Below are 22,327 nucleotides of genomic sequence, written 5' to 3'. Positions count from 1 at the left end.
CGGGGCGAGCGCTGGGGTGCGGGCGCTCCTCGGCGAGTGCTGGGGTGCGAGCGCTGCGGTGTGAACCCGATGGGAGTGGCCGCTCCGGGAACAAAACGACGACGTGCGGCGCTTAGACTTGACAAGGTCGGGATCTCCCTCCCGCACCCGGTCGATGTCAGCCCGCCCCCGGCTCCCGGGTGGCCGTCAGGAGGATCACTTCATGGAACAGCCCGACCCGTTCGGTTTCGTCGGTCTCACGTACGATGACGTCCTCCTGCTGCCGGGACACACCGACGTCATCCCCAGCGAGGCGGACACCTCGTCGCGTGTGACGCGGAACATCACGGTCGCCACGCCGCTGATCTCCGCGGCGATGGACACCGTGACCGAGGCGCGCATGGCGATCGCCATCGCGCGACAGGGCGGCCTGGGCATCCTGCACCGGAACATGTCGATCGAAGACCAGGCGGCCATGGTCGACCAGGTCAAGCGCAGCGAGTCGGGCATGATCACCAACCCGATCACCACGACGCCCGATGCGACGATCGAAGACGTCGACACGCTGTGCGCGCAGTACCGCATCTCGGGCCTGCCGGTCGTCGACGACGACGGGCGCCTGGTCGGCATCATCACCAACCGCGACATGCGCTTCGTCTCGGGCTTCGAGCGCCAGACCACCAAGGTGCGCGACGTCATGACCAGCGAGGGCCTGATCACCGGTCCCGTGGGCATCAGCGCCGGCGACGTCATCGCGACCTTCGCCAAGCACCGCGTCGAGAAGCTGCCGCTCATCGACGACGACGGCAAGCTCGCCGGGCTCATCACCATCAAGGACTTCGACAAGAGCGAGAAGTACCCGCTCGCCACCAAGGACGATCAGGGCCGCCTACGTGTGGGCGCGGCGATCGGCTTCTTCGGCGAGGCGTGGCAGCGCGCCGAGGCCCTGCGTGACGCGGGCGTCGACGTCATCGTCGTCGACACGGCGAACGGGCAGTCGGCCGGCGTCATCGACATCATCACGCGGCTGAAGTCCGACCCGACCTTCGCGCACATCGACATCATCGGCGGCAACGTCGCCACGCGCGAGGGCGCGCAGGCGCTCATCGACGCGGGGGTGGATGCCGTCAAGGTGGGCGTCGGCCCGGGCTCGATCTGCACCACGCGCATCGTGGCGGGCGTCGGCGTGCCCCAGGTGACGGCCGTGTACGAGGCATATCTCGCCGCCCGCGAAGCGGGAGTGCCGGTGATCGCCGACGGCGGCCTGCAGTACTCCGGCGACCTGGCCAAGGCCCTCGTGGCCGGTGCCGACTCGGTCATGATCGGATCGCTGTTCGCCGGCACCGACGAGGCGCCGGGCGAGATCGTCTTCCAGGGCGGCAAGCAGTTCAAGCAGTACCGCGGCATGGGGTCGCTGGGCGCGCTGCAGACGCGCGGCAAGAAGACCTCGTACTCGAAGGACCGCTACTTCCAGGCCGATGTGCCCAGCGACGACAAGCTCATCCCCGAGGGGATCGAGGGCCAGGTCGCCTACCGCGGCCCGCTCGCCGCCGTCGCCTACCAGCTCATCGGCGGGCTGCGCCAGTCGATGTTCTACGTCGGCGCGCGCACGATCGACGAGCTCAAGCAGCGCGGAAAGTTCGTGCGCATCACCGCCGCCGGGCTCAAGGAGTCGCACCCCCACGACGTGCAGATCGTCGTCGAGGCGCCCAACTACAAGAAGTAGGGGTCGCGGCTCGTATCCTCTGCGGGCGGCTGCGGCTGCGGCATCCACTCTCCTTGGGCCACGTCGCGTTCACAGAGTTCGGAGCACTGCGCGAAGTTCGGAGTGATTCGCCGGATCGCTCCGAGGTTGATGCGCCTCTCCGAAGTCTGTGAGGGGTGGATGCCGCCTGGCAGGGGAGCACGCCGGTTCCTCCCCAGGCGGGGCGAGGCCGACAGTTCTCCACATTCTTCGAACCGGCATGTCCCGGGGCTCCCGCGGGCACCCAGACTTCGAGGATGCGGAAGACATTCGACGAGCTGACGACCTGGCTGGAGAGCCACGACGGCATCGCGCATCGCGATGACCTCCTGCGCGCAGGGTTCGCGATCGCGCTGTTGCGCTCCTTCGTGCGAGATCGGCGTGCGACGCTGATCCGCCGTGTCTGGCTGGCGCTGCCTCAGGCTGATGGGCACCTCGTCACCGCCGCTCGAGCCGGCGGCCGCGTGAGTTGCATCACCCTGGCACGGCGACGAGGGTGGTGGATGCCGGAAGCGGTGAGCGGCGGCATCCACCTGCATCTGCCGCCCACAGCAGGGTCGGCTCGACTCGGCGACGCGTGGCCAGGCGTGCTGCACTGGGCGAAGCCGGTCATGCCGTGGGGTGCGCCCGCCCTCGTCGGGAGCGTCGAGGATGCGCTCGCCCACATCGCCATCTGCCAGCCGTACGATGTGGCACTCGTGCTGTGGGAATCGGCTGCGAACATCGAGAAGCTCGCCGGTGACTACCTGCGCGGTCTGGCATGGGCGTCCCGCGCGGCTCGGAATCTCGCAGCCCAGGTGACGGGGCTGTCGGACTCCGGCCTCGAGACGCTTCTCGTCGAACCACTGCGGCGCGCGGGACTGCGCGTGCGTCAGCAGATCGTGCTCGCAGGGCGTCCCGTCGACCTCGTGATCGGCGATCGGCTCGTCGTGCAGCTCGACGGCTATGCGTTCCACTCATCGAGCGCCCAGCGCAGCAGCGACATCGCCCACGATGCACAGCTGCGTCTGCGCGGGTACACGGTGCTGCGCTTCAGCTATGCGCAGGTCGTGCACGACGCGGCGAATGTCCTGCTCACCCTGCGCCGCGCTGTCGCCGCGGGATACGCGCGGGCCGTGTGAGCACGGGGTACTCAGGCTTCGGAACATCGTGCGAAACTCGGACGATTGCCTCCGATCGCTCCGAACTCGCTGCGATGCTCCGAAGTCTGGGAGCGATCCTCCGCCACGAACCACGGCGCGGGCAGGACCGCGCAGAAGCGGCACACGGGCCGCGCGGGTAGGGTAGTGGGGTGACCATGGACATCGAAATCGGCAGCTCCAAGCGCGCGCGTCGGGCATACACCTTCGATGACATCGCGGTGGTCCCCTCGCGGCGCACGCGCAACCCGGAGGACGTCTCGACGACCTGGACGATCGACGCGTTCTCGTTCGACGTGCCGGTCATCGGCGCACCGATGGACTCGGTGGTCAGCCCGAACACGGCGATCATGCTCGGGCAGCTCGGGGGCCTCGGCGTCCTCGACCTCGAGGGCCTGTGGACGCGGTACGACGACCCCGAGCCGCTGCTGGCAGAGATCGCGACCCTCGACGACGACGCGGCCACCGGGCGCATGCAGCAGTTGTACTCCGAGCCGATCAAGCCCGAGCTCGTGCGCGACCGTCTCGCGCAGATCCGCGAGGCCGGCGTGACCGTCGCGGGGTCGCTCACCCCGCAGCGCACGCAGGAGCTCTACGAGACCGTCGTCGCCGCCGGCGTCGACCTGTTCGTGATCCGCGGCACCACGGTCTCGGCCGAGCACGTCTCGAGCGTGGCCGAGCCCCTCAACCTCAAGAAGTTCATCTACGACCTCGACGTGCCCGTCATCGTCGGCGGTGCCGCCACCTACACCGCGGCCCTGCACCTGATGCGCACGGGTGCGGCGGGCGTCCTCGTCGGATTCGGCGGCGGCGCGGCATCCACCACCCGTGCGACGCTCGGCATCCACGCGCCGATGGCGACGGCGGTCGCCGATGTCGCCGGCGCGCGCCGTGACTACATGGACGAGTCGGGCGGTCGCTACGTGCATGTCATCGCCGACGGCGGCGTGGGCACCTCGGGTGACATCGTGAAGGCGCTGGCGATGGGGGCGGATGCCGTCATGCTGGGCGTCGCGCTCGCGCGGGCGACCGATGCACCCGGCCGGGGCTACCACTGGGGCCCCGAGGCGCACCACCTGCAGCTGCCCCGCGGACGTCGTGTGAAGGTCGACCAGGTCGCCTCGCTCGAGGAGATCCTGTACGGCCCGGCGCCCGTGGCCGACGGCACCGCGAACCTCATCGGCGCGCTCCGCAAGTCGATGGCCACGACGGGGTACTCCGATCTGAAGGAGTTCCAGCGCGTCGAGGTCGTCGTGGCGCCCTACGGCATCGAATGACCGCAGACGACGACCTGCCCGAGGTCTTCCCGCCGACCCTGCGCGAGGTCATGCTGCGCCCGCGCTGGCTGGCGCTGCTCGCCCTGTGCCTCGTCGTGGCCGGCGTCTTCGCGTGGCTGGGGCAGTGGCAGCTGGGCCGCGCGCTCGACACGAGCGCGAGCACGCCCGCCGAGACATCCGAGCAGGCGCTGCCGATCGCGCAGGTCGTCGAGCCCGGTGAGTACCTGAACTCGCCGCTCGAAGGCCAGAAGGTCGAGGTCACCGGTCGCTTCGTGGCCGGCGACTTCCTCATCGTGACGCAGCGCATGAACGGCGACGCGCAGGGCTACTGGGTGACCGGCCAGCTGCGTGTGGCCGACACGTCCACGCCGACGTCGCTCGCGGTGGCCATCGGCTGGGCGCCGACGATCGAGAAGGCGAAGGATGCCGCGGCCGCCCTGAACGCCTCGGCCCCGCAGACCACGACCGTGTCGGGCCGCATCGTCGCCGACGAGGGTCCCACGCTGCCACCGCGCAGCGCTCCCGATGAGATGCAGACGATGTCGCCCGCGGCGCTCGTGAGCCGCTGGCACGACAACGCCGGGCTCGACGTGTACCGGGCGTACGTCGTCAGCCAGGAGCCGCTCGACTCGCTCGTGACGATCGTGTCGCGCCCGCCCGAGGCCGGCGACAGCATCAACTGGCTCAACCTCTTCTACGCGGCCGAGTGGGCCGTGTTCGCCGGGTTCGCCTTCTACCTCTGGTATCGCCTGGCGCGCGACGAGCGCGAGAAGGAGATCGAGGAGATCGAAGAGGCGCGCGCCCGGTCCTGACACCGACGGCGCCGGCCCCGTGGGCTTGCGGATGAGAGCCGGATGAGGGCTCGCCGATTCCGTTGAGGATGTCGGCGGCTGTCCCTAGGCTCGGCATCATGCACGACGCTGTGCATACGCTCTGAAGCGGTGATGGCATCGCTGTGAGGATGGAGGAAGTCACATGTCCCGTAATCCTGTCCGCAGACATCCGCGCCTGGCGGCGCTGGCCGTGGGGGCGGTGGCAGCCACCGCACTGGGAGTGATGGGAGCTGTCCCGGCCACGGCCGCCGACGGCGACCCCGTCGACATCAACATCGTGACGATCAACGACTTCCACGGGCGCATCGAGGCCGACGGCGCCTCGGGCGGAGCCGCGGCGTTGGCGACCGCGGTCAAGCAGGTGCGGGAGGCCAACCCGAACACGATCTTCGCCGCCGCGGGCGACCTGATCGGGGCATCCACGTTCACGTCGTTCATCCAGCAGGACAATCCGACCATCGATGCGCTCAACGCCGCCGGGCTCGAGGTGAGCTCGACGGGCAACCACGAGTACGACCAGGGCTGGGCGGACCTGCGCGACCGCGTGGTGCCGCGGGCCGACTGGGAGTACATCAACGCCAACGTGGTGCTGAAGTCCACGGGCGAGCCCGCGCTGGCACCGTACTGGGTGAAGGATGTCGACGGCATCCGCGTCGGCTTCATCGGCGCCGTCACCGAGGCGCTCGATTCGCTGGTCTCGCCCGCAGGCATCGCCGACCTCGAGGTGCGGAACATCGCCGACTCGGTCAATGCGGTGGCCGCCGATCTGAAGGACGGCGACACGACGAACGGCGAAGCCGACGTCATCATCCTGCTCGTGCACGAGGGGGCTACCACGACCGATGTGTCGAGCGTGACGCCCGACTCACCGCTCGGACAGATCGTGTACAACGTCGACGACGATGTGAACGCCATCGTGTCGGCGCACACGCACCTCGCCTACAACTTCACGATCGACGGGCGTCCGGTCGTCTCGGCCGGCAAGTACGGCGAGGCGTACGGGCTGATGACGCTGAAGGTCGATCCGACCACCAAGCAGGTGGAGTCGATCACCGATGAGATCAAGCCGCTGGCGGCGAACGGTGCTCCTCTCTACGCCCCCGATCCCACCGTCCAGGGGATCGTCGACGACGCCGTCACGGCGGCGGAGGGGCCGGGCAATGCGACGGTCGGCGCCGTCACGGCCGACTTCAACCGGGCACGGCAGAGCGACGGCACCACCGAGAACCGCGGTGGAGAGTCGACGCTCGGCAACTTCGTGGCCGACGTGCAGCAATGGTCGACCGGGGCCGATCTGGCGCTGATGAACCCGGGCGGCCTGCGCACCGACATCACCTACGCCTCCAGCGGTGCCGACGATCCCGACGGCAACGTGACCTACCGCGAGGCGGCGACGGTGCAGCCGTTCGCCAACACGATGATGACGACGACTCTCACCGGAGCCCAGCTCAAGCAGGTGCTCGAAGAGCAGTGGCAGCCGGCGGGAGCGAGCCGGCCCGTGCTCAAGCTCGGCGTCTCGAAGTCGCTGTCGTACACGTACGACCCGACGGCGGAGGCCGGTTCGCACATCACCACCATGACGGTCAACGGCGAGACGGTGTCACCGGATGACACGTTCACGGTCGCGGTGAACTCGTTCCTGGCGGCGGGCGGCGACAACTTCACGACCCTCGCCGACGGCGCGAACACCGCCGACAGCGGCAAGGTCGACCTGCAGTCGATGGTCGACTGGTTCTCGGAGAACGGCACAGCCTCGCCCGACTACGCCCAGCGCGCGGTCGGAGTGGTGCTGAGCCCACCCGATGCCGATGGCTACAGCGCTGGCGACACCGTCACCGCCGATCTGTCGTCGCTCGCATTCAGCGCGGGCGAGCCGGCTCCGGGAGAGGTGACGATCTCGCTCGGCGACACGCAGCTCGCCTCGGCCGCCGTCGATCCGACCGTGATCGACGCGTCCGATGAGGCCGGACGCGCCACGCTCACCTTCACGATCCCGAGCGGTGCCGAGGGTGCCCAGCAGCTGACGCTGGCGGTGGGAGACACCGGGACCAGCATCCAGGTGCCGATCGAGATCACGGCGCCGCCATTCGAGGGCGCGATCACGGTGAAGCCGTCGAAGGTGTCGGCGGGCGGCACTCTGACCGTCAGCGGCACGGGCTTCGATGCGGGCGAGAAGCTGACGGCCACGCTGCAGGGCAAGAAGAAGGCGCGGGTCTCGCTCGGGAAGATCACCGTCGGTGACGACGGCGCGTTCCGCGCGAAGCTGACGGTGCCGCGCTCGACCAAGGCAGGCGACTACACGCTGAAGGTCGCCCAGGCCGACGGCGATGCCGCCACCGCCACAGTGCACGTGAACAAGGCGCAGTCCGGGCACGGTGGCGGCCACGGCGGCGGGCACGGCGGCCCGGGTCACGGCGGCGGCCATGCCGGACCGGGCCACGGCGGCTGCCACGCGGTGATCCGCTGACGCGGTGACGATCGGGTGGGGTGCGGATGCCGCATCCCACCCGCGTCACGTCCGCATCCCACCCGCGTCACGTCCGCATCCCACCCGCGTCACGTCCGCGCACGATCCGCACCGCCGTCCGGGAAGCACCCGGAGAGCCCCGGGTAGGATGGATCCATGCCTCTCGCCCCGAAGCTGGCGACCTTCCCGGCCATCCGCGGTGCCCTGAAGTTCTACCAGATCTGCTCGGTCATCACCGGTACGTTCCTGCTGCTGCTGGTCGCCGAGATGATCTTCAAGTACACGCCCATCCGCCTCGAGCTGTTCCTGGGCGGCTCCGGCGGCTTCCTCTGGTTCGCCGACGTCGTGGACGGCCCCAACGGGCTCACCTCGACCGGCGACGGCGTCAACCTCTCGATGGCCATCCTCATCGTGCACGGCTGGTTCTACGTCGTCTACCTGTTCAGCTGCTTCCGCCTGTGGAGCCTGATGCGCTGGCCGTTCGGGCGCTTCATCATGCTCGCCGCCGGTGGCGTCGTCCCGTTCCTGTCCTTCATCATGGAGGGCATCGTCGCGCGCGATGTGAAGCGCTACCTCGCCGAACGCGAGGCGTCGGCCGCGGCATCCGATCCGTCCACCCCCGCCTCTGAAGGAGCCCGGTGACCGACAACACAGAGACCTCGCAGCGCCCGGTTCTCGTCGTCGACTTCGGTGCGCAGTACGCGCAGCTGATCGCACGACGCGTCCGCGAAGCCGGCGTCTACAGCGAGATCGTGCCGCACACCGCCTCGGCCGCCGAGATCTCCGCGCGCAACCCCGTGGCGCTCATCCTGTCGGGCGGGCCGTCGTCGGTGTACGAGGAGGGCGCGCCGCAGCTCGACCCCGGCGTCTTCGATCTCGGGCTGCCGACGTTGGGCATCTGCTACGGCTTCCAGGTGATGGCCAAGACCCTCGGCGGCGAGGTCGCCAACACGGGTCTGCGCGAGTACGGCGCGACCGACGCGGCGCTGACCGGCGACGGCGGCGTGCTTCTGGGCGGCCAGCCGGCCGACCAGAACGTGTGGATGAGCCACGGCGACCAGGTCGCCGCTGCCCCCGAAGGCTTCACCGTGCTCGCCTCGACGACGGCGACCCCGGTGGCCGCGTTCGGCAACGACGCGAAGTGCCTCTACGGCGTGCAGTGGCACCCCGAGGTCAAGCACTCCGATCACGGTCAGGAGGTCATCGAGAACTTCCTGCACAAGGCCGCGAAGCTCGCGGCCGACTGGAACAGCGACAGTGTCATCGCCGAGCAGGTCGAGCGCATCCGCGCCCAGGTGGGTGACGCGCGCGTCATCTCGGCGCTGTCGGGCGGTGTCGACTCGGCGGTGTCCACCGCTTTGGTGCACAAGGCCATCGGCGACCAGCTGACCGCGGTGTTCGTCGACCACGGGCTGCTGCGCAAGGGCGAGCGCGAGCAGGTCGAGCACGACTACGTCGCCTCCACGGGCGTGCGTCTGGTGACGGTGGATGCCGCGGACACGTTCCTCGGGCATCTCGAAGGCGTCACCGACCCCGAGCAGAAACGCAAGATCATCGGCCGCGAGTTCATCCGCGCGTTCGAGAAGGTGCAGCGCGAGCTGGTGGCCGAGGCCGCGGCCTCGGGCGGCGCGCCGATCAAGTTCCTCGTGCAGGGCACGCTGTATCCCGACGTCGTCGAGTCGGGCGGGGGCACCGGCACCGCGAACATCAAGAGCCACCACAACGTGGGCGGCCTGCCCGACGACCTCGACTTCGAGCTCATCGAGCCGCTGCGCACGCTGTTCAAGGACGAGGTGCGCGCCATCGGGCGCGAACTGGGCATTCCCGAGGCGATCGTCTCGCGGCAGCCGTTCCCGGGCCCGGGGCTGGGCATCCGCATTATCGGCGAGGTCACCCGCGACCGGCTGGAGATCCTGCGCGAGGCCGACGCCATCGCCCGCGAAGAGCTGACCAAGGCCGGTCTGGACGGTGAGATCTGGCAGTGCCCGGTCGTGCTGCTGGCCGACGTGCACTCGGTGGGCGTGCAGGGCGACGGGCGCACCTACGGGCACCCCATCGTGCTGCGCCCTGTCTCGAGCGAAGACGCGATGACCGCCGACTGGACGCGCCTGCCGTACGACGTGCTCGCGAAGATCTCGAACCGCATCACGAACGAGGTGCGCGAGATCAACCGGGTCACGCTCGACGTGACGAGCAAGCCGCCGGCAACCATCGAGTGGGAGTAGTCGCCGCGCCGCGATCCGGGCAGGATGGACGGGTGACCTCCCGCTTCATCGAGCCCACCGGTGCCGACGCGGTCTTCAACGGCGTCGTCGGTTTCTTCACCCGCCTCGGACTGCCGGTTGCCGGCAGCCGGGTGCTGGCCGTGCGCGGCCGCTCCTCCGGGGAGTGGCGCACGACTCCGGTGAACCCGCTGCGCGTCGGCGGACAGCGGCATCTCGTCGCTCCGCGCGGCCAGACGCAGTGGGTGCGCAATCTGCGGGTGTCGGGCGCCGGCGAGCTGCGCAAGGGCCGTCGCGCCGAGTCGTTCACCGCGATCGAGGTCGCCGATGCCGACAAGACGCCGATCCTGCGTGCGTACCTGAAGGCGTGGGCGTGGGAGGTCGGGCGCTTCTTCGACGGCGTCGATGCGTCGTCGCCCGACGAGCGGCTGGCCGAGATCGCCCCCGGCTTTCCGGTCTTCCGCATCGAGGCTGAGTAGTCGCGCTTTGGCGGCGCATAGACTTCGGATGATCGCACGAAGTTCGGATCGTATCCGCTGATCGCTCCGAACTCGGTGCGATCCTCCGAAGTCTGAGAGTGGCGGGTGGCCGCGATGCGGCACGATAGGACGGTGACTTCCCTGCCCGACGCCGCGTACCTCGTGCTCGCGAGCCGCGTCGCGCCCGCGCTCGACGGCGGCTTCGCGGTCGCCGTGCCGTGGCGCGTGCGCCAGCTGGTCGACGCCGGGGCGCGGCATCCCCTCCTCCTCACGCTCGATGCGGGAGACGTCGCCACCCACGCGCAGTGGCGTGACGAGCTGGCCGTACACGGCATGGATGCCGCCGCCTGGCGCAACCTCTTCGACGACGCGCAGCACGATCCGGCGTGGCTGTTCGCGGCCGGCGAGCCGGGAGCAGCGGACCCCGAGATCGAGTACCGGGAGGTGCGGGATGCCGCGGGCCGGCCGCTGATCGATCTGCCGGTGATCCCGAACAACCCCGCCTGGCACCTCACCACCGCGCCGGTGGTCGTGCACGCGCCGGGCGGCGACCGGGTGCTCGCGGGGCTCCGCGGCCTGTACCGCGCGTGGCTCGACCACGTCGTCGCGCAGCAGCGGCAGGGGGACCCGGAGCGCCTCGTCGTCGTGATCTGTGAGGCGCGGCAGGTGGGCGAGCTGCTCGTGGGCTGGGGCGACGAGCACACGCGGCTCGTGCACACCGTGCACAACTCGCATCTGCCGGCGCCGTACGACGACCCCGACGCCGAACTCGCGCCGCCGTGGGCGCGGTGGCTCGAGCACGTGCACGACTATGACGCGGTGCTGTGGCCGACCGGCGCGCAGCGTGATGACGTCGCGGCGCGATTCGGGGCGGACGACCGGTTCTTCGTCGTGCCGAACCCGATCGAGCTCGGCGAGGAGCCGGTGCCGGCGGCGTCCCGCTCTCCGTTCCGCCTGGTCATGGTGGGGCGTCTGGCCGCACAGAAGCGCGTGGATCTGGCGATCGACGCGTTCGCGCGGGTGCGCGCGGAGGTGCCCGAGGCGACGCTCGATGTGTACGGCGACGGACCGCTGCGCGACGAGCTCCAGGGGCGGATCGACGCGCTCGGACTCGGCGCGGCGGTCACGCTGCGCGGGCGCATCACGCCGGCCGCGCGCGACGCCGTGTACGACGACGTGGCGCTCATGCTCTCGACGGCGGCGTTCGAGGGGCAGGGGCTGTCCATCGCCGAGGCCCTCGCGCGCGGACTGCCGGTGGTCGCGTTCGACGCGAAGTACGGGCCGCGCGAGGTCATCGGCGACGGGGGAGTGCTCATCGAGCCCGGCGACGTCGCAGGCTTCGCGGACGCGGCGATCGCGCTGCTGCGCGACGACGCGCGGCGGTCCAGACTGTCGGCGGCGGCGCGGGATGCCGCGCGCCGGTTCGCTCCGGCGGCGATCCAGCCGGCGCTGGTCGAGGCGCTGCAGGCGGCCGCTGCGCACTCCCCGCGGCACGCCGCGAGCTGAGGCCCCTGCCGCGCCGGGCAGAGGGATCACCGACCCATTGTGTCGCCGTCCCACTCCCAGACTTCGGAGGACCGCACCGAGTTCGGAGCGATCAGCGGATACGGTCCGGAGTTCGTGCGATCGTCCGAAGTCTGTACGCGTTCCGAAACGGTGGATGCCGGGGCACTCGGCGCAGGGGAGGGTCGTCTCGGCGATGGGAGGGCGGTCTCGGCGGGCGCCTCAGACCCAGCGGTACTCGTAGGTCGGGCGCCCCGGGGTGCCGTGCCGCGGCTCTTTGACGGCCTGCCGGGACTCGAGCAGGTACTCGAGGTAGCGGCGCGCGGTCACGCGTGACAGAGCGAGCCGCTCGGCGACCTCGCCGGCCGACAGCGGCGTGCCCGCGGTGCGCAGCTCGGTCGACACGGCGGACAGCGTCTCGTCGAGGAGCCCCTTCGGCAGGTGACTCTGCGACACCGAGCGCAGGGCGCTGAGCGCGTTGTCGACGGCCGACTGCGTCGCCAGGGCGCCGGTCTCGGTGAGGTTCAGGCGGAAGGCGCGCTGGTTCTCGAGCTTCTCGCGGAACGCGGCGAACGTGAACGGCTTGATGAGGTACTGCGTCACACCGAGCGAGATCGCCGAGCGCACGATCTGCAGGTCGCGCACGGCGGTCACCGCGATGATGTCGGCCCCGTGGCCCTTCTGTCGCATGCGGTGGGCGACGTCCAGACCGTGCGCATCGGTGAGATTCATGTCGAGCAGCACGACGTCGACAGGGCAGCGGGATGCCGCGGCCCCATCCAGCCGCGCGAGCGCGTCGTTCGCGGTCAGCGCGACGCCGACCACCGCGAACCCGGCCACGCGGCGCACATAGTCGGCGTGCGCCTCGGCGGTCAGCGGGTCGTCGTCGACGATCAGCACGCGCAGCTCGCGGTCAGCGGTCATCGGGGCCTCCTCCGGCGGGCGCGCGGTCGAGAGGAAGGGTCACGGTGAAGATCGCGCCGGCATCGGACTCCACCTCGAGCGTGCCGCCCAGCCGCGCCACGGCCTGCCGCACGAGCACGAGCCCGTACCCGCGCCCGCCGGACGCCGCGGGGGCTGCCTTCGTCGACTCGCCCAGGTGGAAGATCGTGTCGATGGCACCGGTGTCGAGGCCCGGGCCCGAGTCCGCGACGGTGATGGTCAGCTCGCCGTCGGCCGCCGAGAAGTCGGCCCATACGTGGCGCTCGTCGGATGCGGCGGCGGCGTCGAGCGCGTTGTCGAGCAGGTTCCCGGTGACGGTGACGAGATCGCGGGCGTCGAGGGCGCCGGGCGGCAGCTCGCCGGAGGCGGTGATCGTCAGACGGATGCCGCGCTCGTGCGCCTGCGCGGCCTTGCCGATCATGAGCGCGGTGATGAACGGCTCGTCCAGCGACTGCACGAACGAGTCGGTCAGCCGCTGCGACTCCTGCTGGTCGCGCACGGCGAAGTCGAGAGCCTCGCGCTCGCGCCCCAGTTCGATGAGCGTCGCGACCGTGTGCAGCCGGTTGGCGTGCTCGTGCGTCTGAGCGCGCAGCGCCTGCGACAGCGTCGTCATGGTCTCGAGCTCGCCGGTCAGCTCCTGGATGTCGGTGCGGTCGCGCAGGGTCGCGACGGTGCCCATGCTCTCCTCGCGGATGCGGGTGCGCCTCGCCGGCTGTCGCGCACGCTGCTGGTTGACGACGATGACGCGATCGGCGGTCAGATGGATCTCGTCGTGCGCATCGCGACCGGATGAGAGCAGGGAGCGGATGGATGCCGGCAGGGCGAGGTCGTCGACGGAGAGAGGATCGTGCGTGCCGGTGATCGGCAGGCCCAGCAGCTCGGCGGCCTGGTCGTTGTACAGCACGAGCCGGCCGTCGTCGTCGGTGAGGATGAGCCCCTCGCGCAGCGAGTGCAGCGCCGAATCGTAGAACGCGAACAGCCGCCTGAGCTGCTCGGGACCGTAGCCGAGCGTGACGCGGTTCAGGTAGCGGCTGAGCGACCACGCGCCGATGCCGCCGAGCAGGATGGCCGCGAGCGCCACGATGAGGATCTGGGGCAGCGCCGCGGCCTGCGCGATCGAGATCGTGCGCACGGTGACGCCGACCGAGACCATGGCGGTGACCGCGCCGGTGTCGTCGATGATCGGCGCGATCGCGCGCACCGACGGGCCGAGCGTGCCGGCATACTGCTCGACCTGGCTGTGCCCCTCCAGGGCTTCGTCGATGCTGCCGATGTACTTCTTGCCCAGTTCCTCGGGGTTCGGATGCGTGTAGCGGGTGCGGTCGCGGTCCATGATCGTCACGAAGTCGACGTCGGCGGTGGAGATGACCGTGAGCGCATACGGCTGCAGGGTCGCCGAGGGGTCGGGCTTCTGCACGGCCGCGGTGACGAACGGGTCGTGGGCGAGCGTCTCGGCGATGCTCAGCACGCGGTCGGCGGTCGCCGTGCGCATCCGGCTGCTCGTGGAGACGTAGCTGGTGATGCTCAGCGCGGCGCAGACGGCGATGATCAGCACGAGCTGCACGCCGAAGAGGATGCCGGCGAGCGACCGCACGCGCCGCGGCGCGCGCGGTGCGCCCATGGTGCTTCTTCGACCCATCGACCCGCCCTCTCCGCCTTCAAGGTTCGCACGCGGCGGCCGAGAAGTCCGCGAACTCTATGAACGCAACCGCGCCCGCGCGGCCGCGGTGGCGGAGCATGGTCGCGCATCATCCCCCAGACAGAGGAGTCGGACATGGCAATGACGCCGCAGAACACCGCACCGCGCGCGGCCGAGGCCGCGGCATCCCGCCGTCGCAAGAAGGACCGCACGCACTGGCTCTACATCTCGGTCATCGTGGCCGTGATCCTGGGCGCGGCGATCGGCCTCATCTTCCCCGAGGTCGGCATCGCGCTCAAGCCTTTGGGCACCGCCTTCGTCGCGCTGATCAAGATGATCATCGCGCCCATCATCTTCTGCACGATCGTGCTGGGCGTCGGGTCGGTGGCCCGTGCCGCGACCGTCGGCAAGGTCGGCGGTCTCGCACTGATCTACTTCCTGGTCATGGCCACGGTCGCCCTGATCATCGGTCTGGTGGTCGGCAACCTCATCCACCCGGGGGCGGGGCTCGACCTGCGCCCGTACGAAGCGGCCGCCGGCGGCGACTCGAACGCCACCGTCGACTTCCTGATGAGCCTCATCCCCGGCGACATCCCGGTGCTGCCGACGCTCGTGCTGGCACTGTTGGTCGGCTTCGCCCTGCAGTCGATGGGCAAGGCCGGCGAGCCCGTGATCACCGGCATCCGTCACATCCAGGCCGTGGTGTTCAAGATCATGATGATGATCATGTGGGTCGCCCCCGTCGGTGCCTTCGGCGCCATCGCCGCCGTGGTCGGCGCGACCGGGTGGGCGGCGCTGGGATCCCTGGCGGTCCTCCTCGGCGCCTTCTACCTGACGTGCGCCCTGTTCATCGTGGTCGTGCTGGGCGGCATCCTGAAGATGGTCGTCGGGCTGAACATCTTCCGGCTCATGAAGTATCTCGCACGCGAGTACCTGCTGATCTTCTCGACGTCCTCGTCGGAGTCGGCCCTTCCGCGCCTGATCGCCAAGCTCGAGCACGCGGGCGTCTCGAAGGCCGTCGTGGGCATCACGGTGCCGACCGGGTACTCGTTCAACCTCGACGGCACCGCGATCTACCTGACCATGGCGTCGCTGTTCGTGTCGTCGGCGATGGGCATGCCGATGAGCCTGCCCGAGCAGATCTCGCTGCTGGTGTTCATGATCATCGCGTCGAAGGGCGCCGCGGGCGTGACCGGTGCGGGGCTGGCGACGCTGGCCGCGGGCCTGCAGGCGCACCGTCCCGAGCTGCTCGACGGCATGGGCGTGATCGTGGGCATCGACAAGTTCATGTCGGAGTGCCGCGCGCTGACGAACTTCACCGGTAACGCGGTCGCGGCCCTGCTGATCGGCCGCTGGACGCACCAGATCGACCTCGCACAGGCGAAGGCCGCGCTGGCCGGCGCCAGCCCCTTCGACGAGCTCGCCCTCGAGGATGACGGACACGGCGTCGCCGCAGAGTCCGAACCCGAGGCCGCGCCGGAGGCGGAGCCGCAGCTCGCGCTGCAGGCCACGCGCTGAGCTGACGCTCGCCGCATCTCCCGCCGCCCTGCCGACCCGCCGTCGGCAGGGCGGCGTTCGTCTCGCAGGACGTTGTGGCCCGAGGACCTCGACACGCCGGGCGACTCGCCCGGGATCGCACTTCTGTCCTGCGAGGTGGACGGCGATGGATGCCGCGGCCCGCTCTGCTGGCAGCGGATCCGCCGTCAGCAGTGCGGCGCGCGCACCCGGGCCGTCGCGACGCAGGCTGGGGGCATGGCTGAACAGACGAAGATCCCCGTGTCGCCGCCCCGCCACTCCCAGACTTCGGAGAATCGCACCAAGTTCGGAGCGATCAGCGGATACGGTCCGGAGTTCGTGCGATCGTCCGAAGTCTGTATGCGTTCCACAACGGTGGATGCCGCGGCACTCGGCGACGGGAGGGCCTTCCCGGCGCTCGGAGGGTGGTCTCGGCGCGGGGGACGACGAAGGGGACCGCCCGGCCGGGCGATCCCCTAAGACGCAGGTCAGTTGCTGCGTGCGATGGCGATGATCCGCAGGATCTCGATGTACAGCCACACGACGGTGACCATGATGCCGAAGCCGCCGAGCCAGCCGTACTTGCGCGGGGCGCGGTTGCGCACGCCCTGCTGGATGAAGTCGAAGTCCTGCACCAGCGAGTACGCGGCCATGATGACCACGAAGACGCCGATGATCAGGCCGAGTGGGATGCCGGCGACGCGCACGCTGTACATGCCGAACATGGCATCGCGGGGCAGCACGTTCGTCCACATCAGCACGACGTTCAGCAGCGCGAAGACCAGGTAGCCGATCATCGCGATCATCCAGATCTTCGTCGCGCGCTTCGAGGCGCGGATCTTGCCGCTCGCGAACAGGGCGAGCGTGACGCCCACGACGGCGAGCGTCGCGAGGGTCGCCTGCAGCACGATGCCGGGCCAGACGAGCTCGAAGAAGAGGGAGATCGATCCGATGAACAGGCCCTCGAACGCTGCGTACGCGAAGATGAGCGCGGGGTGCACCTGCTTCGAGAACGAGATCACCATGGCGAGGATGAATCCGCCCGCGAGGCCGATGATCCAGGGGAGGATCGTGGCCTGGCCGGTCGCGACGGCGGTGCTGTACGACCAGAACCAGCCGACGACGGCCGTGACGACGAGGATGCCGAACAGGCCGACGGTCTTCCAGACGGTGTCCTCCACCGTCATGCGGTCGGTCTCGACAGCGCCCGCGGAAGGCGCCGCGAACTGCCCCTCAAGGTGGGCGTTCACCGACGCCGCCTGCGCCTGCTGCGCGGCGGCGGCGCTCTGGGCCTGTCCGCCGATGTTCGCGGCCTGCGCGCCGCCGGGATAAGTCCGGACCGCACTCTGGTCCTGGAACGCCGGGTTGTTGAAAGCGGGGTTTGCCGAGGGCATGCTCGCACTCTCCGAATCTGTGGGCAGCGATCTGCTGTTGTTCAACGATAACGGGGAACCCTTCGAACCGTGCAGTCCCGGACTGTGATTCCGCTCAGAGCGAGACGGAGGCGCGATGCGTAGCCTGGGGCGGTGAGCACTCTCGTCATCGGGCACCGCGGTGCACCCGGATACCGGCCCGAGCACACCCGTTCGTCCTATGGGCTCGCCCTGGCGCAGGGGGTGGATGCCGTCGAGCCCGACGTCGTGGTCAGCAAAGACGGGGTGCTGGTCGTGCGGCACGAGAACGAGATCTCGACGACGACGGACGTCGCCGACCACCCTGAGTTCGCGTCGCGGCGCGTGACGAAGCGGTTCGCGGGATACGAGTTCACCGGGTGGTTCGCCGAGGACTTCACCTGGGACGAGCTGGCGACGCTCCGCTGCCGCGAGCGTCTGCCGAAGCTGCGCCCCGACAACACGGCGTACGACGGGCAGGAGCCGATGCTGCGACTGCGCGATGTGCTCGATCTGGCGGCCGCCGCGGGCCGCGGCGTGGTGGTCGAGCTCAAGCACGCCGTGTACTTCGCGAGCATCGGCTGGGATCTGCCCGGGCTCGTGGCGGCAGAGCTGCGTGCGGCGGGCTGGGCCGACGGCATCCACCCTCTCGTGATCGAGTCGTTCGAACCGACGGCCCTCGCGCAGGTGCGTGACCAGGGGATCGTCGCGCGCTACGTCTACCTGCTCGAGGCGACGGGCAGCCCGGTGGACCTCGCGCTCGCGCAGGGGCGCGAGGCGCCCACGTACGCGTGGACGGCGTCGCCACCCGGCCTCGACTCGCTGGTCGGCGCGGTCGACGGGATCAGCGTCGACAAGGCGTTCCTGACGGGAGCGGCGGGGGCGGGCACGCTCGTCGACGACGCCCACGCGCGGGGACTGACGGTGTACGCGTGGACCTGCCGACCCGAGAACGCGTTCCTCGCGCGGCAGTACCGGGGGCGCGGCGGCAAGGCGGCCTTCGGCGACTACGCCGGAGAGTGGGGGATGCTGCGCGACACCGGTCTGGACGGGGTGTTCGCCGACCATCCCGATCTCGCCGCGGGGATCTTCCGGCGCTGAGGGCTCGCGGTCAGTCGATCCAGAGCACCACGCCGGTGAGGTCGTGCAGCACCGCCGCGACGCCCGCGCGCACGGCCGCGCCGGCACGCTCCGAGGTGAACGACGTCGCGTCGAAGGCCGACGCCCGTGCGGCGTCATCGCCGCGATAGGACGCCCCGGTCCAGTCGACGGCCGTCACGTTCTCGGTGGGCTCGGCCAGTTCCGCGCCGATCACGAGGAACTGCCGGTCGAGGTTGTTCGCCGACACCGTCTCGAGCGGGTCGACCAGCGTCTCGCCGGCGGAGACGATGAGATCCGGCCCGGCTTCGATGGCTTCCACGATCCCCGCGAGCAGGTCGTCGTCGACGTGCAGGGTGCGCAGATCGACCTCCTCTGCGTCGGCCCAGCGCTGCACGGCGGCCACGAGCGTGCGCGTGGCGGCATCGTCGCCGGCCGTGACCAGCACCACTCGGTAGCCGGGGGACGGGCGCACGGCATTCCATGACCCGGCCTTCGGGGTCACCGTCGCCGCCGGTGTGGGAGCGGGCGTGGGCAGGAATCCGGGCGCGGGCGTGCCGATCGGAGAGGGCGCGGCATGCGGCGCGTCCCATGGATCGGCACACCCGCCCAGGGCGAGCGTGGCGGCCGCGCAGGCGACCAGAAGCGCAAGGGTGCGCGCGCGTGAGGGCACTGTTCCTCCTCCGATCCGGGTCCGCTCTCCACTCTCGAGCATGGCGCCGGAGCATATATGCCGGATGCGGCATCGTTCTCCGCCTGTTCGCCGCCCGTTCATCCGCGCACGGCACTGTGCACGGGAACGAAGGAGACCCATGCACGCACTTGTGCGCACCGTCCTCATCGCCGCGCTGTCGCTCTGCGCGCTGCTCGGCGCCGTCACCGCGGCATCCGCCCATGGCTTCACCTCGGTGGTGTTCGCTGACGTGTCGTCGGCGGGCTCCGGCGACGTGCGCGTCGAGCTGCAGCTGGAGTACGACCTGTTCGTGGTCTCGGCAGCCGACGCCGCCGGTGACGACGAGCTCTTCCGTGAGGGCACCGCCGCGTTCGAGGACGAGGATGCCACGGCCCAGGCCGCGGCGCTGGAGGCGCATTCCGACACCGTGCTCGACTACGTCGCCGGGCGCTTCACAGTGACGGCCGGTGGCAGGGTCTGCGCACCGTCCCGCACCGAGCCCATCACGATGACGCAGCAGGAGGGAGTGCCGTACGCCGTCGTCGTGCTCCACGAGGACTGCGCGCCCACCAGCGACGGACATGTCATCACCAGCACGCTGTTCGGCGATGACGAGGGGTACGTCACGGGCACGAAGACGATCGTCGGCTATGACCTCGACCTGCAGTCGGGCAGCGCGGCCCTGGACGGCGACCGCACCTCGTTCTCGACCGAGCAGTCGTTCGGCGAGCGGTTCTGGGAGTTCTTCTCGCTCGGCGCCGAGCACCTGCTCACCGGCATCGACCACATCCTCTTCCTGCTCGCACTGATCGCCGGCTCACGCCGGCTGCGCGAGATCGTGCTCGCGGCCACCGCGTTCACGCTCGCGCACTCGGTGACCTTCATCCTGGCGGCCACGGGTCTCGTGTCGGCGCCGGCCGCCGTCGTCGAGCCGATCATCGCGCTGTCGATCGCCATCGTCGCGGCGTGGTACCTCTGGCGCATCTGGCGACGCGGCGAGGAGGCCATCGAGCTCGACCGCCGCAGCGGACCGCTCGGGCTCGATCGTGCCGGATGGGTGCGGTTGGCCGTGGTGTTCGGATTCGGGCTCGTCCACGGGCTGGGCTTCGCATCGGCCCTGGGCATCGACGAGCCCTGGTCGTGGACGCTGCTGTGGTCGCTGCTGGTCTTCAACCTCGGCATCGAGGCCGTGCAGATAGCGATCATCATCCTGGTCTTCCCGCTGCTGGCGCTGCTGCGGCGCCGGGCACCGCGCGTCGAGCTGTGGGTCACGGGGCTTCTCGCCGCCGGCGTGGCGGCGGTGGGACTCTTCTGGTTCGTGCAGCGGGTCCTGGGCCTGTGAGAACGCCGGGAGGATTCCCCGCCCGGATACGGAACGGGCGGGAAGAGTTCACGAACCGGACACCTGGCACCCGAATCGTGAGGGGTGCCCGGCGCTGGCCGCGGCATCCCCTCAACACCGACAGAAACGGAAACTGCATGTTCTCCCACTCTGCATCGACCCGATCGCGCGTGCGCGCGGCCGGGTGGATCACCGCGGCGACGCTGGGTGCGTCGCTCGCACTCGGCGGCGTCGTCGCGCTGCCGGCCTCGGCCGCCGAGACGGCCGAGGCGACCGGCATCATCCTGGGCGTGGGCGCCGACGAGTCGCAGCGCATCGTGACCTGGTACTCGTCGGAAGACACCGACCAGGTCGTGCAGGTCGCCCCGACGGCGTCGCTCGTCGACGGCGAGTTCCCGGCATCCGCTCTCTCCTTCTCGGCGACCGGCACGGCGAACATCGCCTCCAGCGGCGGATACAACCGCCACGCCACGGTCACGAACCTCTCCGAGAACACCGCGTACTCGTACCGGGTGGGCTCGGCGGGCGCGTGGTCGCCGTCGTACTCGTTCGCGACGCAGTCGTTCGAGGGCGACTTCGACTTCCTGTTCTTCGGCGACCCGCAGATCGGGGCGTCCGGGAACGTGGAGAGCGACGGCGCCGGCTGGGCCGACACGCTCGATGTGGCGCTGGCGGCCAACCCGAAGACCGAGCTGCTCGTCTCGGGTGGCGACCAGGTCGAGTCGGCGAACACCGAGACGCAGTGGAGTGCGTTCCTGGCCTCCGACAAGCTGCGCCAGTACCCGTGGGTCGCCACCATCGGCAACCACGACGTCGGCGGCAAGGCGTACGAGCAGCACCTCTACACGCCCAACACCGACCGCAGCGCCGCGTACTACGCGAACGGCGACCCGGCCTCGAACACCTCAGGCGGTGACTACTGGTTCATCTACAAGGATGTGCTGTTCATCGACCTGAACAGCAACAGCTACAAGACGTCGGGTGCCAGCGGCGGCGACGAGGCGCACGTCGACTACGTGACGGACGTCGTGAAGAACCACGGCGCCGACGCCAAGTACACGGTGCTCGTCTACCACCACTCGATCTACTCGGCGGCCTCGCACGCGAAGGACGCCGACAACAAGGTGCGCCGCGTGGACTTCCCGACCACGTTCTCGAAGCTCGGCGTGGACCTCGTCCTGCAGGGGCACGACCACGTGTACACGCGCTCCTACGAGATCAAGAACGGTGTGAAGGCGAACGCCGACGAGCAGCCCGGTGACGACGACCTGTTCGTCGGCCCCGGCGGCGTCATCTACATGACGGCGAACTCCGCCTCGGGCTCGAAGTACTACAACATCACCGCCCCCGACAACAGCGGGACCAGCGGTGCGGGCAACGGCGCGGACCCGCTGAACGCCCAGAACTACTGGTACAACTCCGTGCAGAGCCAGGAGAAGTCGCGCTCGTACGTCAAGGTGTCGGTGAACAAGGACAAGCTCGTCGTCCAGGACATCCGCAGCGAGGCGCACGAGTCGAACCCGGTGGGCTCGGTCGTCGACGAGGTGACCATCCACCCGAACCATGGGGACGCGCAGGACATCCAGGTGGACGTTCCGGATGCCGCACCCGGCGAGTTCGGCTGGACGATCGACGGGCACAACGGCCTGGTCGACCTCGGCACGGCCACCGAGAAGGACGACGCGTACTTCGAGGCGACCGGCGAGATCAACCCCATCACCGTGACCGACACCCGGAAGTCGCAGGCGTCGTGGTCGATCGCGGCGAACGTCGGCGACTTCACCGACGGCGGCAAGTCGTTCTCGGGCAAGTACCTGGGCTGGACGCCGAAGGTCGTCACGGCCGGCGGAGGGGCCACGCACGGCACCTCGATCGCGTCGGGCTATGACCGCGGCGACGGCCTGTCGGTCTCGCGGGTCCTGGGTCTGGCCGAGAAGGGGCACGAGCGCGGCGAGGCCACGCTCGGCGCCGACCTCGACCTGAAGCTGCCGAACCAGATCGACAAGGGAAGCTACCGCGCGACCCTGACCCTCACCGGCCTCGCCGGTTGATCCACCGCCGTCGCGGGGAGGTGATCCCTCCCC

At 69.9% G+C, this 22,327-nt stretch carries 17 protein-coding genes; 13 read left to right on the top strand and 4 right to left on the bottom strand.

The genetic code is table 11. The features are described 5' to 3' along the window. Nucleotides 1-202 precede the first annotated feature (202 nt). The 9 genes from guaB to ABMQ42_RS06280 all read left to right on the top strand — a co-directional run bounded on the left by guaB (nucleotide 203) and on the right by ABMQ42_RS06280 (nucleotide 11,646). Complete coding sequence (gene guaB, locus ABMQ42_RS06320) at nucleotides 203-1,705, top strand: IMP dehydrogenase (protein WP_349722007.1); 1,503 nt, start codon at nucleotides 203-205, stop codon at nucleotides 1,703-1,705. A 275-nt stretch (nucleotides 1,706-1,980) separates the two neighbouring features. Further along, on the top strand, nucleotides 1,981-2,844 hold the full coding sequence (locus tag ABMQ42_RS06315) for an endonuclease domain-containing protein (RefSeq protein ID WP_349722006.1): 864 nt from the start codon (nucleotides 1,981-1,983) through the stop codon (nucleotides 2,842-2,844). A gap of 176 nt (nucleotides 2,845-3,020) precedes the next feature. Then, nucleotides 3,021-4,139: a GuaB3 family IMP dehydrogenase-related protein gene (locus ABMQ42_RS06310; protein ID WP_349722093.1), complete on the top strand. Its 1,119-nt coding sequence runs from the start codon at nucleotides 3,021-3,023 to the stop codon at nucleotides 4,137-4,139. After that, entirely contained in the window at nucleotides 4,136-4,951 is an 816-nt protein-coding gene (locus tag ABMQ42_RS06305) for an SURF1 family cytochrome oxidase biogenesis protein (RefSeq protein WP_349722005.1), read from the top strand. Before ABMQ42_RS06310 ends, ABMQ42_RS06305 begins: the two co-directional genes overlap by 4 nt. A gap of 163 nt (nucleotides 4,952-5,114) precedes the next feature. Continuing rightward, nucleotides 5,115-7,439, top strand: a complete 2,325-nt coding sequence (locus tag ABMQ42_RS06300) for a bifunctional metallophosphatase/5'-nucleotidase (RefSeq protein ID WP_349722004.1) — start codon at nucleotides 5,115-5,117, stop codon at nucleotides 7,437-7,439. Nucleotides 7,440-7,595: 156 nt separating this feature from the next. Beyond that, on the top strand, nucleotides 7,596-8,081 hold the full coding sequence (locus ABMQ42_RS06295; RefSeq protein WP_349722003.1) for a DUF3817 domain-containing protein: 486 nt from the start codon (nucleotides 7,596-7,598) through the stop codon (nucleotides 8,079-8,081). Continuing rightward, nucleotides 8,078-9,664, top strand: a complete 1,587-nt coding sequence (guaA, locus tag ABMQ42_RS06290) for a glutamine-hydrolyzing GMP synthase (RefSeq protein ID WP_349722002.1) — start codon at nucleotides 8,078-8,080, stop codon at nucleotides 9,662-9,664. The genes ABMQ42_RS06295 and guaA overlap by 4 nt, the downstream gene beginning before the upstream one ends. Nucleotides 9,665-9,696: 32 nt before the next feature. After that, nucleotides 9,697-10,140 carry a nitroreductase/quinone reductase family protein gene (locus ABMQ42_RS06285; protein WP_349722001.1) on the top strand — a complete coding sequence of 148 codons (444 nt, stop codon included), beginning with the start codon at nucleotides 9,697-9,699 and terminating at the stop codon, nucleotides 10,138-10,140. A gap of 132 nt (nucleotides 10,141-10,272) precedes the next feature. Beyond that, nucleotides 10,273-11,646 (top strand): glycosyltransferase, encoded by a 1,374-nt coding sequence (locus tag ABMQ42_RS06280; protein ID WP_349722000.1) that lies wholly within the window; start codon nucleotides 10,273-10,275, stop codon nucleotides 11,644-11,646. Nucleotides 11,647-11,865: 219 nt separating this feature from the next. On the opposite strand, the gene ABMQ42_RS06275 is transcribed toward ABMQ42_RS06280, so the two are convergent. Together ABMQ42_RS06275 and ABMQ42_RS06270 are read right to left on the bottom strand one after the other, a co-directional pair. After that, complete coding sequence (locus ABMQ42_RS06275; RefSeq protein WP_349721999.1) at nucleotides 11,866-12,567, bottom strand: response regulator; 702 nt, start codon at nucleotides 12,565-12,567, stop codon at nucleotides 11,866-11,868. Beyond that, nucleotides 12,557-14,206: an ATP-binding protein gene (locus tag ABMQ42_RS06270; protein WP_349721998.1), complete on the bottom strand. Its 1,650-nt coding sequence runs from the start codon at nucleotides 14,204-14,206 to the stop codon at nucleotides 12,557-12,559. Before ABMQ42_RS06270 ends, ABMQ42_RS06275 begins: the two co-directional genes overlap by 11 nt. A 159-nt stretch (nucleotides 14,207-14,365) precedes the next feature. On the opposite strand from ABMQ42_RS06270, the gene ABMQ42_RS06265 reads away from it, so the two are divergent. Then, nucleotides 14,366-15,742: a cation:dicarboxylate symporter family transporter gene (locus ABMQ42_RS06265; RefSeq protein ID WP_349722091.1), complete on the top strand. Its 1,377-nt coding sequence runs from the start codon at nucleotides 14,366-14,368 to the stop codon at nucleotides 15,740-15,742. A gap of 485 nt (nucleotides 15,743-16,227) precedes the next feature. Here the strand turns inward: ABMQ42_RS06265 and ABMQ42_RS06260 are convergent, their stop codons facing one another. After that, on the bottom strand, nucleotides 16,228-17,133 hold the full coding sequence (locus ABMQ42_RS06260; RefSeq protein WP_349721997.1) for a Bax inhibitor-1/YccA family protein: 906 nt from the start codon (nucleotides 17,131-17,133) through the stop codon (nucleotides 16,228-16,230). 132 nt (nucleotides 17,134-17,265) lie between these two features. Here ABMQ42_RS06260 and ABMQ42_RS06255 point away from each other — a divergent pair, with 132 nt between their 5' ends. Continuing rightward, nucleotides 17,266-18,231 (top strand): glycerophosphodiester phosphodiesterase family protein, encoded by a 966-nt coding sequence (locus ABMQ42_RS06255; protein ID WP_349721996.1) that lies wholly within the window; start codon nucleotides 17,266-17,268, stop codon nucleotides 18,229-18,231. Between the two features lie 10 nt (nucleotides 18,232-18,241). Here the strand turns inward: ABMQ42_RS06255 and ABMQ42_RS06250 are convergent, their stop codons facing one another. After that, nucleotides 18,242-18,901, bottom strand: a complete 660-nt coding sequence (locus ABMQ42_RS06250) for a type 1 periplasmic-binding domain-containing protein (protein ID WP_349721995.1) — start codon at nucleotides 18,899-18,901, stop codon at nucleotides 18,242-18,244. Between the two features lie 139 nt (nucleotides 18,902-19,040). On the opposite strand from ABMQ42_RS06250, the gene ABMQ42_RS06245 reads away from it, so the two are divergent. Both ABMQ42_RS06245 and ABMQ42_RS06240 read left to right on the top strand, forming a co-directional pair. Continuing rightward, the gene (locus ABMQ42_RS06245; RefSeq protein WP_349721994.1) at nucleotides 19,041-20,243 is read left to right on the top strand and encodes a HupE/UreJ family protein; all 1,203 of its coding nucleotides are present in this window, start codon (nucleotides 19,041-19,043) and stop codon (nucleotides 20,241-20,243) included. A 137-nt stretch (nucleotides 20,244-20,380) separates the two neighbouring features. Next, entirely contained in the window at nucleotides 20,381-22,294 is a 1,914-nt protein-coding gene (locus ABMQ42_RS06240) for a purple acid phosphatase family protein (protein ID WP_349721993.1), read from the top strand. The last annotated feature ends 33 nt before the right edge of the window (nucleotides 22,295-22,327 follow it).

The organism is Microbacterium sp. KR10-403, from assembly GCF_040196215.1.
GTDB lineage: Bacteria > Actinomycetota > Actinomycetes > Actinomycetales > Microbacteriaceae > Microbacterium.
Note: the sequence above shows the minus strand (reverse complement) of the source record. Positions and strands in the feature narration are given on the sequence as shown.